Source organism: Microcoleus harperi Pol14_C6, from assembly GCF_036701295.1.
GTDB lineage: Bacteria > Cyanobacteriota > Cyanobacteriia > Cyanobacteriales > Microcoleaceae > Microcoleus.
This window is the reverse complement of record NZ_JAUBQN010000014.1, coordinates 108,741-126,116: the sequence shown is the minus strand read 5'-3', so window position 1 is coordinate 126,116 and position 17,376 is coordinate 108,741. Positions and strand designations below refer to the sequence as shown.

Annotated in this window: 11 protein-coding genes; 8 read left to right on the top strand and 3 right to left on the bottom strand. The window is 45.0% G+C overall.

Annotated features, from left to right (window positions below; all coding sequences use genetic code 11):
- The coding region (locus tag QUA27_RS12530) for a DUF4114 domain-containing protein (protein ID WP_333068321.1) at positions 1–2,724 on the bottom strand (2,724 nt) is incomplete at its 3' end.
- Between the two features lie 382 nt (positions 2,725–3,106).
- Here QUA27_RS12530 and QUA27_RS12525 point away from each other — a divergent pair.
- Entirely contained in the window at positions 3,107–6,727 is a 3,621-nt protein-coding gene (locus tag QUA27_RS12525; protein ID WP_333068320.1) for a WD40 repeat domain-containing protein, read from the top strand.
- A gap of 156 nt (positions 6,728–6,883) precedes the next feature.
- Here QUA27_RS12525 and QUA27_RS12520 read toward each other — a convergent pair whose 3' ends face one another.
- Together QUA27_RS12520 and QUA27_RS12515 are read right to left on the bottom strand one after the other, a co-directional pair.
- Positions 6,884–7,756 (bottom strand): tetratricopeptide repeat protein, encoded by an 873-nt coding sequence (locus QUA27_RS12520; RefSeq protein WP_445251497.1) that lies wholly within the window; start codon positions 7,754–7,756, stop codon positions 6,884–6,886.
- Positions 7,757–8,113: 357 nt separating this feature from the next.
- Entirely contained in the window at positions 8,114–11,374 is a 3,261-nt protein-coding gene (locus tag QUA27_RS12515) for an ATP-binding response regulator (RefSeq protein ID WP_333068318.1), read from the bottom strand.
- A gap of 396 nt (positions 11,375–11,770) precedes the next feature.
- Here QUA27_RS12515 and QUA27_RS12510 point away from each other — a divergent pair, with 396 nt between their 5' ends.
- The 7 genes from QUA27_RS12510 to QUA27_RS12485 all read left to right on the top strand — a co-directional run bounded on the left by QUA27_RS12510 (position 11,771) and on the right by QUA27_RS12485 (position 17,373).
- Positions 11,771–12,703 carry a circadian clock protein KaiA gene (locus tag QUA27_RS12510; protein ID WP_333068317.1) on the top strand — a complete coding sequence of 311 codons (933 nt, stop codon included), beginning with the start codon at positions 11,771–11,773 and terminating at the stop codon, positions 12,701–12,703.
- Positions 12,704–12,891: 188 nt separating this feature from the next.
- A complete protein-coding gene (kaiB, locus tag QUA27_RS12505; RefSeq protein WP_006632119.1) occupies positions 12,892–13,206 on the top strand; it encodes a circadian clock protein KaiB in 315 nt (104 codons plus the stop codon).
- Between the two features lie 346 nt (positions 13,207–13,552).
- Positions 13,553–15,115 (top strand): circadian clock protein KaiC, encoded by a 1,563-nt coding sequence (gene kaiC, locus QUA27_RS12500; protein WP_333068315.1) that lies wholly within the window; start codon positions 13,553–13,555, stop codon positions 15,113–15,115.
- 571 nt (positions 15,116–15,686) lie between these two features.
- A complete protein-coding gene (locus tag QUA27_RS12495; protein ID WP_333068314.1) occupies positions 15,687–15,971 on the top strand; it encodes a hypothetical protein in 285 nt (94 codons plus the stop codon).
- Positions 15,972–15,978: 7 nt separating this feature from the next.
- On the top strand, positions 15,979–16,140 hold the full coding sequence (locus QUA27_RS27385) for a hypothetical protein (RefSeq protein WP_445251495.1): 162 nt from the start codon (positions 15,979–15,981) through the stop codon (positions 16,138–16,140).
- Positions 16,141–16,152: 12 nt separating this feature from the next.
- Positions 16,153–16,353: a hypothetical protein gene (locus QUA27_RS27380; RefSeq protein WP_445251496.1), complete on the top strand. Its 201-nt coding sequence runs from the start codon at positions 16,153–16,155 to the stop codon at positions 16,351–16,353.
- Between the two features lie 240 nt (positions 16,354–16,593).
- Complete coding sequence (locus QUA27_RS12485) at positions 16,594–17,373, top strand: alpha/beta fold hydrolase (RefSeq protein WP_333068313.1); 780 nt, start codon at positions 16,594–16,596, stop codon at positions 17,371–17,373.
- The last annotated feature ends 3 nt before the right edge of the window (positions 17,374–17,376 follow it).

The window sequence follows — 17,376 nt, the reverse complement described above, 5'->3', positions numbered from 1 at the left end:
GCTTTCAGAAGTTACCGCTGTTTTATCTGTGACAGGGGAAGTTTCCACAACGGAAACTGATGGTTTCTCTATTGCGGGTGCGATCGCTCCTGAATTATTATCTGTTACTACAACTGAATCGGGATTTGTTGGAGAAGTGTTAGATACGCTCGCTCCTCCATCCCCCGTGACGCTAGATGAAGACTCGGGTGTAACGACTGGCTGTTGTGGCAATATTGTTGTGGTCGCTCCAGAGTCAAGAGGCTGATTTTGGCTTTCAGAAGTTACCGCTGTTTTATCTGTGACAGGGGAAGTTTCCACAACGGAAACTGATGGTTTCTCTATTGCGGATGCGAGATCATCTGCATTATTATCTGTTACTACAACTGAATCGGGATTTGTTGGAGAAGTGTTAGATACGATCGCTCCTCCATCCTGTGTAACGCTAGATGAAGACTCGGCTGTAACCACTGGCTGTTGTGGCAATATTGTTGTAGTCGCTCCCGAGTCAAGAGGCTGATTTTGGCTTTCAGAAATTACGGCTGTTTTATCTGTGACAGGGGAAGTTTCCACAACGGAAACTGATGGTTTCTCTATTGCGGGTGCGATCGCACTGGAGTTAGTAGAAGTTACGTTACTTTCGGTTTTAGCTGGATCGGATGTTGCGGGTGCAGTCGTGACAGCGGGGGAATCCGATTTTGGAACTTCAGGCGCGATCGCTCCTGTTTTGTTAGCGTTATCTACCTGGTTATCTGTATTGCCAAAAATGCTATCATACAACTCATCTGTGACCAACTCCCCGACTTTGGGATTCTCCGGTGTTACGTAAGGTTTAGCGTACTCAATCAACGCTTTACCCAAGTTAGTTGAACGCCACTCTTTATTTGGATTGATGACGCTATCTATACTGACTGCGCTCCCCGTCGCACCCCGCACCTGGAAGATAATGTCATTGTAGTCGCTATCTGTACCTGGCTTGTCTACCCGCAAATCTTCCATCACAAAGGTATTTCCTACACCCGTGACATCGGCAATTTGCCCTGTCATAAAGCTACCATTTGGGTTAGCCATTGGCAGGGAAAATAAAGGCCGTGCGTCATCACCTGTTGCAGACTTGTTTGCAACTTGCTGTAAGTTAGCTCCGTTAGGGACTAAGATTAAAGCAAACCTATCTCCTGGTAGCATGGTAAAGGTTTTAACGCCTTTATACTCGCCTTGATTACGGTTAATATCGTCAGGGAGGTCGCCACTAAATCTTGCTCCTTCAGTAGCATCGTTAATGACGACATAACCCAAATTAGAATTACTTACCGCTCTGCGTGCAGCCTCAGTAATAAAAGCATCGGAGTTTTGAGCTAATTTCTCCATCCCGTCCAGATTAAAAATCCCTAACTCTCCCTCATATCCACCACCGTCAAACAGGTAATCAATCCCAACCTTGCCAGTTTCATCAACTTTAAATACCCCCGTGTTAAATGTAAAGCTTTGAGATGGTAGCTGGGTGATATTCTGGGCGGGTGTGCTGGTTAGGGAGGTTTTAGTTACGTCAGCAGTGGTTGAATTTATTGAATTTTTTGGGGTTGGACTTGAATCAGTTATATCTGATGTAGATGCGATCGCTCGATCTTCACTCTCAGAAGTTACCGCTGTTTTATTTGTGACAGGGGAAGTTTCCTCAACGGAAACTGATGGTTTCTCGATCGCGGGTGCGAGATCGTCGGAGTTGGCAGAAGTTACCTCTGTTTCGGTTTTAGCAGGATCGGATGTTGCGGGTGCAGTAGTGACAACGGCGGTATCTGATTTTGATACTTCAGAGGCGATCGCTTCTGAATTATTATTTGTTACTACTGCTGAATCGGGATTTTTTGCAGGGTTGTTAGATACGAGAGCGCCGGAGTTGGCAGAAGTTACCTCTGTTTCGGTTTTAGCAGGATCGGATGTTGCGGGTGCAGTAGTGATAACGGCGGTATCTGATTTTGATACTTCAGAGGCGATCGCTTCTGAATTATTATTTGTTACTACTGCTGAATCGGGATTTTTGGGAGTATCGGATACGATCGCTCTTTCATCGCCTGTGACGCTAGCTGAAGACTCGGTTGTCACAACTGACTTTTCTGACGATACTGGTGTGGTTGCTCCAGAGTCAAGCGCTGCGAGCGCTTTATTTTCACTCTCAGAAGTTACCGCTGCTTTATCTGTGACAGGGGAAGTTTCCTCAACGGAAACTGATGGTTTCTCGATCGCTGGTGCGATCGTTTTATTTTCAGTTGAAGTAATGGAAGTGTCTGGCGTCTTAGATTCACTTGTTGCTGGCGTAACGTTTTCTTTTAGCTGTTCCGTATTGTTAAGTGTTTGGCTTTGAGAAGCAGAAGGATTCGTTAATGAGTCAGGTTTTGAATTATCTATTACCGCTTCGTTTACTTTTAAGCCTGTTAGGCTATCGATTCCTGTATCGGATGTACTAGATTGAGATGTTAAATCATTTGAAAAAATACTGGTTTTGGTGGTGCTGGCGGGCAAAATTACATTATTAATTTCCTCGGTTTTTAAATCTAAAATGCTTGGTGATGATAGATCTTTATTGGTCGCTAAATCCTTAGCAATAACTGAACTATCAACAGAGTTGCCAGTGTTTATTTTATCTAATGCTGGTACGATGGCATTTGTCGAGCCTCTTACTGCATTTAGATTGCTTTTTTCATTGTCAAGGTTAAGTGTAGCGTTATAATTAATTAATTCGCTCACAGTATATGCCCTCTTATTGATCTGCTTTTAATGGGCGGTTTTAGTGAATTTATCCTTGCCTGACTTTCAAAAAGTAATTTTTTAAGAAGCATTGCAATAAAATTAAGCAGCTCTTGCAATGGCCATTACTACCTGATAACGAAACTGCATTAGATATGCACAGTTTTGATAGCTATTACTTTTAATAGAGAAGTTAACTGGTTAAATTTACCTTGATTCAGTAATAACACCGATGCGCCGCTCACGTCTGTGAGTAAAAGTTATAAATAGTTATATCGTGGCTGCAAACTCTACCGAGTTTTTAAGTATAATGGCTTAAACGCCTGCAATTGGGGACAGGAACCACGACCCTTGCGCTAACAAACCGGATAATTTTAGATAAATGACTATTGAAGAAGCACTGCTTTTCCTCGACTCAGTTCTCAAACAAGAGCATCTCAACGATATTCACATACTGGTATTGCGACAGGCTTGGGAAGGACGCTCTTATCCAGAGATTGCCAAAAGCGCGGGTTATGATGCCGAATACATTAAGTTTGTTGGCTTTCAGTTATGGCAAGTTCTCCGTCGGCTATTCGGAGAAAAAGTCACCAAGAGTAACGTTCAGTCAGTTATGCGACGGAAAGCACAACAGGCACAAGTAACCGTCGCACTACCAAATAGCCGAATTAGTCACAATATCAACCAACAAATCGATCGGAGTGGTGCGATCGCCGATCGAGTTGCAACAGATGTAACAAAACTCAACAAAACGATTAATTGGGGAGAGGCAATTGATGTTTCTGTTTTCTACGGACGTGCAGAGGAATTAGCTTTATTAGAACAGTGGCTAATCGGCGATCGCTGCCGCCTAGTGACGCTGTTGGGAATGGGTGGCATTGGCAAAACCTCTCTGTCTATCAAGGTAGCAGAACGCATCCAAGAACAATTTGATTATATTATTTGGCACAGTCTCTGCAATGCTCCATCGCTCCTCGACTTATTGGCACAACTGATTCAATTTCTCTCGAACCAACAGGAAACGAATTTACCGGAAACTGTGGAGGCTGGAATCTCGCGCCTGATGCACTATCTGCGACAGCATCGGTGTCTTTTAATATTAGATAACTTCGAGTCAATTCTACAGGAAGAAGAACGCACGGGTTGTTATCGACAGGGATATGAAGGCTACGGTCAACTTCTGCGATGTGTAGCCGAAATCAATCATAAAAGTACCCTGCTACTAACCAGTCGAGAAAAACCGCTCGGTTTAGCAGCTAAAGAAGGTAAAAATTTGCCAGCTCGTTCATTACAACTGACAGGTTTAACAACCCCAGAAGCACAGGAAATTGTCCGAGGTATTGCTTTTTTTCAAGGCTCAGACTGCGAATGGGATATTTTGAGATCCCACTATGCTGGAAATCCGTTAGCCTTAAAAATGGTTGCTCCAGCCATCCATGATTTTTTTGACAGTAGCCTGACCAGATTTTTAGAACTTTTAAATCAAGGAACTTTAGTATTTGATGATATTCGTAACCTATTAGACAGACAATTCAATCGTTTATCAGATGTAGAAAAAAAGGTGATGTACTGGTTGGCGATCGAGCGGGAGCCAGTCTCGCTGAGAGAGTTACAACAAGATTTAGTTTCAAAATTAACTGTCAAAGAATTACTAGAGGTTTTAGGTTCTCTCGTTAGACGTTCTCTCATCGAAAAAATCTCAGAGGGCTACACTCAACAACCCGTCGTCATGGAATACATGACGGAACGATTAATCGAAAAAGTCTGCACTGAGATAACCAGCAGCGAAATTGACCTTCTCAGAAGCCATGCTATTCTCAAAGCTACAGCTAAAGAATACCTTAGAGATACGCAAGCTCGTCTTATCCTTAAACCTATTGCCGATCGACTGCTTTTTACTTTTGAACGCCAGCAACTTCTCGAAAACCAACTCAAACCAATTCTAGCATCGCTGCGCGGTAAACCAACAATAGAAACTGGCTATGCTGCAGGTAATATTATAAATCTCTTGCGTCAGATGCAGCCAGATTTAAGCGGTTGGGATTTTTCTAATTTGACCGTTTGGCAAGCTTATTTACCCGATACTAATTTGCATTTTGTCAATTTTGCTGGGGCTAATTTAGCTAATTCCGTTTTCACTGAAGTTCTGGGAAGTGGTTTGTCAATCGCTTTTAGCCCGGATGGACAACTTTTAGCAATGGGCGATACAAATGGTGAGATTCACTTGTGGCAAATGCCAGAAGTTAGGCTGCTGAGAACTAGCAAAGAATACGGCAGCATCGTGTTATCAGTCGCTTTTAGTCCGGATGGGAAAACTCTTGCTACTGGCGGTAGTAACGGGACGATTCGTTGCTGGGATGTTAGCAGTTGGTCTATCCGTCAAATATTGCAGGGAAATACTAGCACTGTGCTGGGAGTGGCTTTTAGTCCTGATGGCAAGATGCTTGCTAGTAGCATCGGTGATGGAACTGTGCGTTTCTGGGATTGGAGTCATGGACGATGCTTGCTAACTTTGCAAGCACACAAAAGTCAGGCTTGGTCGATCGCATTTAGTCCTCAAAGTAATATTTTAGTTAGTGGCGGTGATGACGGAATACTTAAACTTTGGGATGTTGCTACGGGACAATGCCTGAAAATGTTTGAGAGTGACTGTGGTCAAATTCTATCGGTTACTTTCAGTCCGGATGGTAAAACTGTAGCCTGTGGCGGTGCTGATGCTTCGATCGCCCTCTGGGATATTAGCACGGGTGAGGTCTTGAGGATTGGCTCTGGACACTCACAAATAGTAGTGTCTGTTGCCTTTAGTCCTGACGGTCAGATTTTAGCAAGTTGCAGCGAAGACAGCACCGTGAGATTGTGGGAGGTAATATCGGGTCAGTGTCTAAATACACTGCAAGCACACACCACTCGGGTTTCATCTGTCGCGTTTCGTCCAGATGGCAAAACTTTAGCTAGCACTGGTGAAGATTGTAAGGTGAGACTGTGGGATGTCAGAAGGGGTTATTGTCTAAAAACAGTATTTGGGCAAAGCAATCCAGTAAATTCGGTAGTTTTCTCACCCGACGGTCAAACTTTAGCTAGTAGCGATCGCGCCGTGAGATTATGGAATATCAAAACGGGGAAATGTATTAAAAGCATACAGGATGGACATACTAATCGATTGAAATCGATTGCCTTTAGTCCGAATAGGGACTTGTTGGCGAGTGGATTCTCTGACACTACTGTTAGGTTATGGGATGCTATGACAGGAGAATGCCTAAAAAGTTTAGAGGGTCATTCTGCTTGGGTTTGGGGAGCCACCATCAGTCCCGACGGTAAGATATTGGCAAGTTTCAGTGCCGATCAGACTATCAAACTATGGGATATTAGCACAGGGCAATGTCTTTATAGTTTTACTGAGCATCAGAGTTGGGTGATGGGAGTTACTTTTAGTCCTTCAGGTAATATTCTGGCTTCTGCGAGTACCGATAATACGGTGAAGTTATGGGATATCAGTACAGGGAAAGTCTTAAGAACTTTGATGGCAAATAGCGGTTGGGTTTGGTCTGTTGCCTTTAGCCCTGATGGTAATATCCTGGCAAGCAGCAACAGTGACAGTAGCATCGACTTTTGGGATATCAATACCGGAGAATGTCTGACAACTTTAGAGGGACATGACGGTATTGTGTCATCTGTAATTTTCAGTCCTGATAGTACATACTTGGCTAGTGGCGGTCACGACCAAACTATACGAGTGTGGGATGTTAGCACGGGTAGATGTTTGCAAGTTCTCGAAGGACATGACCATTGGGTATGGTCAGTTGCTTTTAGTCCAGATGGTCAGACCCTTGCTAGTAGTAGCCAAGATGAGACGATTAAGCTTTGGGATGCAGTGACGGCTAAGTGCATCAAAACCTTACCAGTTCCCAAACCTTATGAAGGCATGAAAATGACAGGTGTTAAAGGTTTAACTGAGGCGACTATTGCGACGCTCAAAACACTGGGGGCAGTTGAAGTAAGTTGATCGCGACTTATATCAAATCCGGGTTTACTACCCCTTTTTTTTGTATTATTTGTCATTGCGAGGAAGGAAGCAATCGCTTAGTCTCTGCTATTTCTTCCTTCCTCGCAGTGACGGAGGGTTCGTGATGATATTACACCCGGATTTGGGATCGGGCGACTACATTGGAGGGGGTGGGGCGTCTTGAATTTTAGCCAGTGCTGCTTTCATTTCAGGAGTTGCTAGCAACTTTTGGGTATCTGCGATTAAACGATCGCCCCAGAGGTTTTCTTTGAGATATTCTACGGTAGCATAGCGTTTGTCAAGTTTCAGAGCTGCTTCTCCCATCGCTAAGCCTTTTGCTTTGTCGCCTTTGCCGTAGAGTGCTACTGCTAGAGCTAGCATTGATTCTGCTGCTTTGTTGTCGATCGCGATCGCCTGTTCCCAGCGTTTGATGGCGCTATCAACATCTCCCATTTCGTATTTGACTAATCCAATATTGTTAATAGCCGGCCACAGGTTTTTTTCTAAAGCAAAGGCTTTTTCATATTGGGCGATCGCCTGATCGAACCGCTTCAACTTATAAAAAGCATTGCCTAAATCAAATAATGCACCTGGAGTGTCTGGTTTTAACTTTAACCCTGCTTGCAAATATTCGATTGCTTTCTCGTAGTTCGCTTTCCGAAAGTGAGCTTCTCCCAAGACAAATTTAATTGATGGATTTTCTGGTGACAGAGATTGAGCTTGCCCCAAAGCTTCAATGCCTTTGTCAAGCTGCTCGACTTGAAGGTACAAGCTGCCTAACAAAGTCCAAGTTTGAGCATTTTTGGGGGCTAACTGTGTGGCGAGTTCGGCTCTAGGTACGGCGAGTTGGTACTGCTGCAGCCTGGCTAGCTGGACGGCTTCTTCTGCAAGGCTCAAGGCTGTTTGTTCAAGTTGGGCCGAGTCGATTTGCAGGGTGTAAGGCAGGAGTGCCTGTGCGACAGCAGGCTCGGGCATTGCCCCCAAACCGAGTGCGAGTAGCAGAGATATTAAAGGAATGCGATTAGGCACTGTACAGCCCCAGAAAAAAATATAAGGGTTTCTCGATCGCCTATAATAACTCATATTTTTGAGTTTTGATATTGCTTCTTGACTCGCCACACTTCTGGGTTTTCATTTAAATACTTCTCAAATTATATTTACACTCAGGGTCGTCGTTTTTTTTTACTGTTTTATAGACTACTAATCGCCTCACTACAAATAGGCAAAATCATGAGTTATTAGAAAGTTGAAGCAGTTAATAAATAACCCTTCGATGTTTTCCGTTAAAGAATTAGAAAACTCTGTTTTTACTCAGAAATAATAGTGGTATTTACCGGTTTAGATAGAAGTAAATTACTCACTACAAACCTGGCAGCTTCTTCATTTTCAGGAACTTGAATGAGTTAATAAACTCTGTTGAATTTTGTCTAACAATTGTGCTGCTGATAAGGAAGAAGGCAAAATTTTAGCAGATACTTCTTGCAGTAGAAAGTCGATCGCCTCGGATTCCGAATTTACAGCAGATCGATAATCCCAGACTAAAATTGGCAGTTTTACTGCCATTTGGCGCAGGTTCGATAGCGCCTGCAACATAGCGGGGGATTCTGAGGGGGCATCTCGCAAGCACAGCAAAACTAAGTCAACGCTTTGATATTGCAACTGCTGCAAAACTTCTGTCCAGCAGGGAGCGATCGACCCTCGAAATCCTGCTGTGTGGATGTACTGAATCAAAGCTTGAAAGTTAGGAGTAGAAAACTGGGAATTGGGGAGGGGAATCTCGGCATTTGTCGATCGAGCGCAATGTTCCAATTCTTCCGTCGGGTTTCCCCCAGAAGAGGAGTGCAAATCGGGTAAAGTCGAAATGTCTGCAAATAAAATGCTGGGCTTCCAACTCATGCCCGCAGCAACTTGAATCACTTGCCACAAAGCACTTGGCATTAACCCGGTTGGTGAACTTTCACTGTCGTCGGGACTGCTAGTGGCTAAACAGGGAAATACCGACAATCCTTTGACTTGATTTGCCAGTTGGGTAGTTGGAGGGTCTAAAGTCACCAAGGGGAGAGAACCCAAATTTCGAGACCGACTTAACTGTTCGATAAAAGCTAAGGGGTTTTGCAGTTGACTTGTACCATCTAAAACGATCGCGTCGGGGCGCCAAATTCTGGCCACGAGTTCTGCTTGGCCGAGGTCGTCTGCTTCTAAAACCCGGCAGTAGTTGGGGTTGAGCAGTAAAGCAGAACCTTGAGAGGAACCGTTTTGCGGGCTGAGCCACAACACAGTTAAAGAACTCCTTACTTTGGGGCTACTAGCATTACTGTGACCGATCAAGTCTGCCAGCAGCCGCCGCAAAGCGGGTTCTTCCACCGGCAAGCTCAAAAAGCCTTCGGCTCTGTTGACACTGGCCCGTTCTTTTTCGCCTCTGGTGGCCGTGACGATCGCCGGAATCGATCGGGTATCCGGGTCACTCTTGAGCAGCGTCAGCACGTCCCAACCCGACAGCAGCGGCAGCAGCGGGTTGAGGAAAATCGCTTCGGGACTGAACCTGCGAGCTTTTTCCAGCGCTTCGGTGCCGGAACGGGCGACTATTACTTGATAGCCCAAACCTGAGATGACCTTGGTTAAATCTTCGATATATTTGGGAACTGCTTCGACTATTAATACTAAACGAGAGCGAGAATTGGCGGTCAGAGTCGGATATTGGGGTTGTAATAATTCTTCCTCAGCAGCTCCCGATGCCGGGACTTCTTCGCTGCTGTTTCCCGGAGGATTTGGTGGCAGCAGCAGGGTAAATTGAGAGCCTTGGTTTTCTGAGGAAATAAACGAAACGTCCCCGCCGTGGAGCCGAGCTAGGCGTTGAGTCAGTACCAGTCCCAGTCCGGTTCCTTGAAACCGCCTGGTGAGGGGGCTTTCTAGCTGTTGGAATTTTTGAAAGATTAGGTGCTGTTTCTCGGCGGGGATGCCGATGCCAGTGTCCCAAACAGTGAATGCGATCCAGCCTTCCCAAACATTTACTTTCAATCCGATTTTGCCGCCGAGTTCGGTGAATTTTAGGGCGTTGGAAAGGAGGTTAACCAGCATTTGCCGCAGCCGCAGTTCGTCGGCAATTAAGTGGCTCAGTCCCGGTTCTATTTCGAGTGTAAATTCTATTTGGGTCGAGGGTTCTGCGTTTTCTGTACCGTCCGTTTTGCTCGGGGCGGGAGGGTTTTTTTCTTCTTGCTGTTGCAGTTGTTTTGCTTGTTCAAAGGCTCTTTGGCAGGTTGATGCTATTTCGACTGCTTCGGGAATTAGTTCTAGCTGCCCGGTTTCCATCCGAGTCAAGTCTAATATATCGTTAACTATTGTCATCAAATGCCGCCCGCTTTTATGGATTAGTTTGGCGTAGCGTGTTTGGCGGTCGTTAAGTTCTCCGATCAATTTATCTTTGAGGAGACTGGACAAACCTAGGACGGCGGTGAGCGGGGTTTTTAGTTCGTGGCTGATGCAGGATAAAAATTCGTCTTTTAGTCGGTTGAGGTGGATTAAATCTGCATTTTTCGCTGCTAGTTCTTTGGCGACTAAATGTTCTTCGGTGACATCTTGTCCCATTACTAAAATTAGCTGGTCTGAGAGCGGCTGTTTGACAAATTGCCAGATCCGTTCTTGGTCTTTTTGTACGGGGCACTCGCAAATGTAGGTATCTGGTTTGCCGGCGGTGGGGCACCAAGCTGGAGCGGTTAAGGTTGAGGGGGAGGCTGCAGCGTACAGGGGCAGCGGGCAACTGGTGGCTGCGGTTGAATCGCGCGCGGCGAAGCTATCCCGCAGGGAATCGCTCGATCTACTTGCTCCTACTAGGCTCCTGCATTCTTTGGTGATGCCCTCTAACTGCACGCTCTTGTATTCGCTTGTTAAATGGCTTGGTTTGCGGGGCGAGTGTTTACCCAAATTTGCTGCTGGTTCTGGAACTGGTTCTGGGCCTGCTCCTAGCAAAATCCGCCACGCTGCGTTTTGGCAGACTATTTGTGCGGTAGGGGTTTGCAATCTCAGGGGTAGGGGCAGTTTTTCCAGTAGTTCGACTAGGGAGTTCAGGTTTTCCGAAGGTTTCAATCCTGCTTCTAGAAAGCGCACTTGAGCGTTTAGGACCGTAGCGATTGCTTCGGAAATTGGTTTTTTTAATTCGATTTCTTTGACGGCTGTTGCCTGCTCTGTGAGGCTGCAGAGCGAGCTGCTGTTGAGTGCGGCGAATTGCAGCAGGCTCAGGCTGTCTAGCATTCCTAAAAATTGACCGCTGGCATCTGTGAGGGCGATCGGAGTGTTTGAGGAAATGCCGGCGGTTTGGCGGTTTGGCCGGGTTGGGGTGTTCTGTTCCTCTGTTTGCAGGTACTGCCAGAATTCCCTGACGCTCATAGCGGCGGGTAATGCCCTGACTGGCTCGATCGCGATCGGGCTTTCTGACAAAGGTTGCTGCCCGTCGTTTGTGCGATCGGCTCCCCAAGCCCAAAGGCTGCGGAGGTACACTAATCCCAGCGGCTGTAGCTGTTCGTTGACTACTGCGACTCGATCGCAGTTGCAGGAGCTGAAAATTGACTGCAGCGATTCTAGCGCACCCGTTTGGTGGCACAGCGGCACTGGCTCGATAAAATTTTTGAGACTGGGGGTGGTGAGTGGCATAACAAACCTGAGAGTCTGCTCGCGAGAGCAGTAATATTTTTGATGCTCAATGTAGCTGCGAATTTCTGTATCTTATTTGTTTTATATCAGTTCGCTATCAGGCTCGATATCTGCACCGAGACCGGGGAGTTCGATGCCTACGCCTGATTTGAGGCGACTAGCAATTATTTTAAGGCTTAAGCTTAATTGCAGAAATCACGCTCAGGGTGCTTGACACAAAAACCACAGAGTACACTTTGATTCTTCCTTTGGTAGAAGTGCATCACTTATTTTGCGGTTAAGATTGGTTAAAATAAATATTGAGATGATTGTTAAAATGTTAAGTTTTTTGTAAAGGAGATATCAACTCTGAGCGATCCAGCACTTTCCGGCAACTTAGGTGGTGCACCTACAGCTTTGCTTCCTCAACTGTCTATCGGTATTTTTGTCCGCTCTGAGGAAATCGCAGCCTCTGCGATCGAGCTTTTGAGAGGCGAACGCTATGCTTTAACGCACATTAAGTCGGCAGTGGAGCTTTTGGGGTTCCTTAAGCACAATTATCACCTTGATTGTTTGGTTTTGGAGGTGGATGGGGATCTGCGATCGCTTCTGGGCAAGCTGCAAGAACGATCGATCTTTTTGCCTGCTGTGATTTTTTCGCCTCACCCGCAAGATTGCAGGCCCGAAGCACCATATTCAGATGGTTTTGAGGCCGCAGCCATTACCCCCAACAAGAGTCAAGACGAAAGCTGTGCTTTTTTTTATCACCCTGCTGAGGTGCAACTGGCAATCCCTCGATCGAGCGAAATAGCTGCCGGTATCGATCAGGCGATCGCACAATTTCTGAAGCTTTCAACTCCGGTTCCTGTCAATTACCAATCCGTAACGGTCGATGCGACAGCCCAATTGACTGCTCAAAGTTTGCTCAGCCGACAGCAGCGGCGACTGGCGGAAAAATTACGGGAGCGATTAGGATACTTAGGTGTGTATTATAAAAGAAATTCCCAGATTTTTTTGAGAAATCTGTCGGGACCAGAGAAACAAAAGTTTTTGGAGCAACTCAAGTCAAGTTATCGCGACATCGTTTTGAATTATTTTTCTCAAGATGCTGCGGTCAACAATCAAATAGATGAATTTGTGAATTTAGCTTTTTTTGCGGACGTTCCCGTGACTCAAATTGTAGAGATTCACATGGAATTGATGGACGAGTTTGCTAAACAGCTAAAAATAGAAGGGCGCAGCGAGGAAATATTGCTGGATTACCGCTTGACCCTGATTGACGCGATCGCTCATATGTGCGAGATGTATCGGCGATCGATTCCGAAAGAGACCTCTCAAGGTAGAATGTAGAAGGGATTCGCCATAATTTAAGAAAGAAAAGGTAGAAGGTAGAATCTAACAAAAAAGAAAGGAGCCGACAAACGGCCGCGCGAGGGCGAGGCGGAAATTATTATAAAATAACAAAGAACAGCGGATTTAAGACAAATAACAACTACAACTAACATCTGACAACTAATACTCAACATTTAAAAAAGTTCATGAGTCCTCTGAAGAAAACCTACGTTCTGAAGCTGTACGTTGCGGGGAATACTCCCAACTCAGTGCGAGCTTTGAAAACCCTAAAGGACATCCTAGAACAAGAATTTCAAGGCGTCTACGCGCTGAAAGTCATAGATGTTCTCAAAAATCCTCAGCTAGCAGAAGAGGACAAAATATTGGCAACCCCCACGCTGGCCAAAATCCTGCCGCCGCCGGTGCGAAAAATTATTGGCGATTTGTCCGATCGTGAGAAAGTTCTGATAGGATTAGATTTGCTCTATGAAGAACTTCGCGAAGAAGACCTGAATTCATAAGATAATCAGGTAAGAGTCAGTCGATTTTAGATTTAAGACTTCGGTTTGGCGTGAAACGTTCGGCGAGCGCGAGCGTCGAAGCGTCGAGTCGTGCTCAGTCGAACGATTTTAGATTTTAGATTTACTCAACAGATGAATCTGGGAGGTTGAACACAAGTCTAAAATTTTTATCTTTCCACGACAGTAGTACGTGGCACGGTATCGGTTTTTGGACGGGGTCATTAGTCAGCAGTCAGCATTCATTAGTTATTGAGCAAGAGCCAAAACTAAAAGCTGGGTACAAAGACTCATGATCGGCGGTTAATGAGTGACAACTAAAGAATACTGAGAGTTGACAAAAATCGACATGAATGAAATTAGTCAAACGGTTAAACGAGAAGGATTGGTAACGGCAGGAGTTGAAAAAATTCGCACGATGATTGAGGGTTTCGATGACATCAGTCACGGCGGAATGCCGCTCGGCAGAACCACCCTAGTCAGCGGCACATCAGGAACGGGAAAAACTTTATTTGCCGTACAATTTCTCTATAATGGAATTACCCATTTTGACGAAGCAGGAGTTTTCGTAACATTTGAAGAATCTCCGACAGATATTATTAAAAATGCTTGCAGTTTCGGTTGGGATCTGGCACAGTTAATCGAGGAAGGCAAGCTATTTATTTTGGATGCTTCCCCCGATCCAGAAGGTCAAGATATCGTAGGAAATTTTGATTTATCAGCCTTAATCGAGCGAATTCAGTACGCCATTCGCAAGTACAAAGCCAAGCGGGTTTCAATAGATTCTGTTACCGCCGTATTTCAGCAGTACGATGCAGCATCGGTGGTGCGCCGAGAAATTTTTCGCTTAGTTGCGCGCCTCAAACAAGTCGGAGCAACTACAGTTATGACGACGGAACGGGTGGAAGAATACGGCCCGGTGGCTCGGTTTGGAGTGGAAGAGTTTGTGTCGGATAATGTGGTGATTGTTCGCAACGTATTGGAAGGAGAACGCCGCCGCCGCACCATCGAAATTTTGAAGTTGCGGGGTACAACTCATATGAAGGGCGAATATCCTTTTACTATGACTAATGACGGAATTAATATTTTCCCATTGGGGGCGATGCGATTAACTCAAAAGTCTTCCAACGTGCGGGTTTCTTCGGGCGATAAAACTCTCGACGAGATGTGTGGCGGTGGCTTCTTCAAAGACTCGATTATTTTGGCTACGGGTGCAACGGGAACCGGAAAAACGCTCTTAGTGAGCAAATTCTTGCAGAATGCTTGTATGAACGGCAATCGGGCGCTGCTGTTTGCCTATGAAGAGTCGCGGGCTCAGTTGTTCCGTAATGCTTATTCTTGGGGCATTGATTTTGAGGAAATGGAACAGAAAGGAATGCTGAAGCTGCTGTGTACTTACCCGGAATCTGCCGGTTTGGAAGACCACTTGCAGACTATTAAATCAGAAATTGCGGAGTTCAAACCTTCTCGAATTGCTATAGACTCACTGTCTGCCTTAGCTAGGGGTGTCAGCAATAATGCTTTCAGGCAATTTGTGATCGGAGTGACAGGTTTTGCGAAGCAGGAAGAGATAACTGGCTTTTTTACGAATACAAGCGACCAGTTTATGGGTTCTAATTCGATTACGGACTCACATATTTCTACGATTACTGACACAATTATTATGCTCCAGTATGTAGAGATTCGAGGAGAAATGTCGCGGGCAATTAATGTGTTTAAGATGCGCGGTTCCTGGCACGACAAAGGAATTCGGGAATACACAATTACTGAAAGAGGCCCACAAATTAAAGATTCGTTCCGTGGTTACGAACGGATTATCAGCGGTTCTCCGACTCGGATTACGATTAATGAGAAGAGTGAGCTATCGCGGATTCTCCAGGGTGTGCAAGGTCAAGACGATGAGGATATTTGAGAGTTAGCAGTAATTCATCGTTGTTAAAAGTAGGTTGGATTGAGCTAGGAAACCCAACCTACTTTTAATTTGAGTAGTGTGTGAAAATTTATAGCAACCGCGACAATGTTTGGGAGGTCTTTAATTGCTGAAAGAGGAGCTTTTATGGCCTTCTGCATCAGCGCCTCATGGTATATCAATTCCACTAAATAGGTTTTGGTAAAAATCTAGGGGTAAGCTGTTGTGCCTCTAAATTGTCTATTTCAATGACACATCAAAAATCCTAAAATCCTCTCTATATCCCATTCTCGAACATACCATAAAATCTTCCTAGCCTAGCAGCTTAGTCCCGCGTGTTGCCTATCTCTACTACCCCGATATTAGCGGAACCACAGGGAATTATTGTACTAAAATATTAAAACTTATTTGATTATCAAACATCATTACTTACACCTCATCACCACTATTAGCCTCTCGCTCGATCCACAAGATGAAATGGATTTCGATAGGTTGCTAAAAAATGCAGATATTTCCCTATATTAAGTTAAGGAATGGGGTCGAATACCTATATTTTTTACACAGCCACCATACCTTGGGCCAAATCCAATACCGTGGCGCTCGCAAATCTCTTGAATTGTGCTTGGAAAGGCAATACTGGCTGTACGATCAACCTCAGCTCGATTCGCAAACAGGTAGCCTTGCTGGTGTTAAAGTTATAGTAGGAGGGTGTTCTCCTGAACTAGGTTGGATTCATCGCCATCGATGTATTGCCATCGCCGAAAAAACTGGATTGATTTGGCCCGAAGAGCAAATGGATTTTAGAGCAAGCTTGCTGGCAATATCAGCAGTGGCTAGCAGCAGGACTAATTCTGCCTAATATCGCGGTGAATCTGTCGGCACGTCAACTCAGCCAACCGACTTTAATCGCTAAGAGCGATCGCATCCTTGAGCGCACCGATATGAAGCCAAAATATCTAGGGCTAGAGATTACAGGAACGGCAATGAGGCTTAATGTTGACATTACCTACAATCTTTTGAGCCAATGATCCGAGCATGGTATTGGGATTTATGTCGATGATTTTGCGACTGGCTATGCTGCTTTTAACACTCTGAAAAATTTTCTGGTGAAGTGGCTCAAAATTGATCCCTCACTTGTCCGCGATTTAGCCAGCGTTCTGAGCGAGCGAGCGCGGAATTGCCCAACCCATAGTTATAATCACACAGGGCTTAAATGTGAGCAAAATTGCCGAAGGAATTGAAACCCCACCGAAATAGGAATAGTTACAAGCTAGCGCCTAGGAAATTGGGCAGCATTATATGTTGAGGAAGCGGGCTATTGCTGAGGTTGCCACTCAATTAATCCGACATCCTGAATTGTTGTCTACCACTATGTGGAATCCGCAATCCTCCTTCATTAAAGTGCGCAAAAGTCTTATAATTAATTTAATGCTCGTGTCGCTCAAATGACTAAAAAAATTTTCTTACGGAATAATATAAAAGTGTTTGGACAAGGCACCCAGACGATGATGTTTGCTCATGGATTTGGGTGCGATCAAAATATGTGGCGTTTCGTAACACCGGCTTTTGAGAAAGACTACAAAATCATCCTATTTGATTATGTAGGTTCGGGACAGTCTGATATTAGTGCCTACAGTTATGAACGGTACAGCGACCTCAATGGCTATGTTCAGGATGTCCTAGATATCTGTGAAGAATTAGCGTTGACGGATGTGATTTTTGTCGGTCATTCTGTCAGCAGTATGATCGGCCTTCTGTCCTCAATTCAAGCTCCTAATTACTTTAATCGCCTGATTCTCCTAGGGCCTTCACCTTGCTACATCAATGATTTACCAAATTATTACGGAGGGTTTGAGCGCACAGATATTGAGGATCTCCTAGATATCATGGAGAAAAATTACATTGGTTGGGCAAGCTTTCTGGCGCCAATGGTGATGCAGAATCAGGAGCGTCCTGAGTTAAGTGAGGAACTTGAGACAAGTTTTTGCTCCACTGATCCGGTGATTGCAAGTCGCTTTGCCGAGGTAACTTTTTACTCTGACAATCGCAGTGATTTACCCAAGGTATCAGTACCTTCACTGATATTGCAATGCGCTGATGACGTGATTGCTCCCACCGAAGTAGGGCATTACCTTCAGCGCCACCTATCTAAAAGTGCGCTACGGCTGATGAAAGCTACGGGACATTGCCCGCACCTGAGTCATCCACAAGAAACGATCGAGATGATTAAGGAGTATTTGAGTGTACCTCATACTACTTGATTT

Coding starts and splice junctions, on each gene's coding strand:
- QUA27_RS12525 (WP_333068320.1), top strand. CDS start 3,107: ATGACTATTGAAGAAGCACTGCTTTTCCTCGACTCAGTTCTCAAACAA.
- kaiB (WP_006632119.1), top strand. CDS start 12,892: ATGAGTCCTCTGAAGAAAACCTACGTTCTGAAGCTGTACGTTGCGGGG.
- QUA27_RS12515 (WP_333068318.1), bottom strand. CDS start 11,374: ATGCCACTCACCACCCCCAGTCTCAAAAATTTTATCGAGCCAGTGCCG.
- kaiC (WP_333068315.1), top strand. CDS start 13,553: ATGAATGAAATTAGTCAAACGGTTAAACGAGAAGGATTGGTAACGGCA.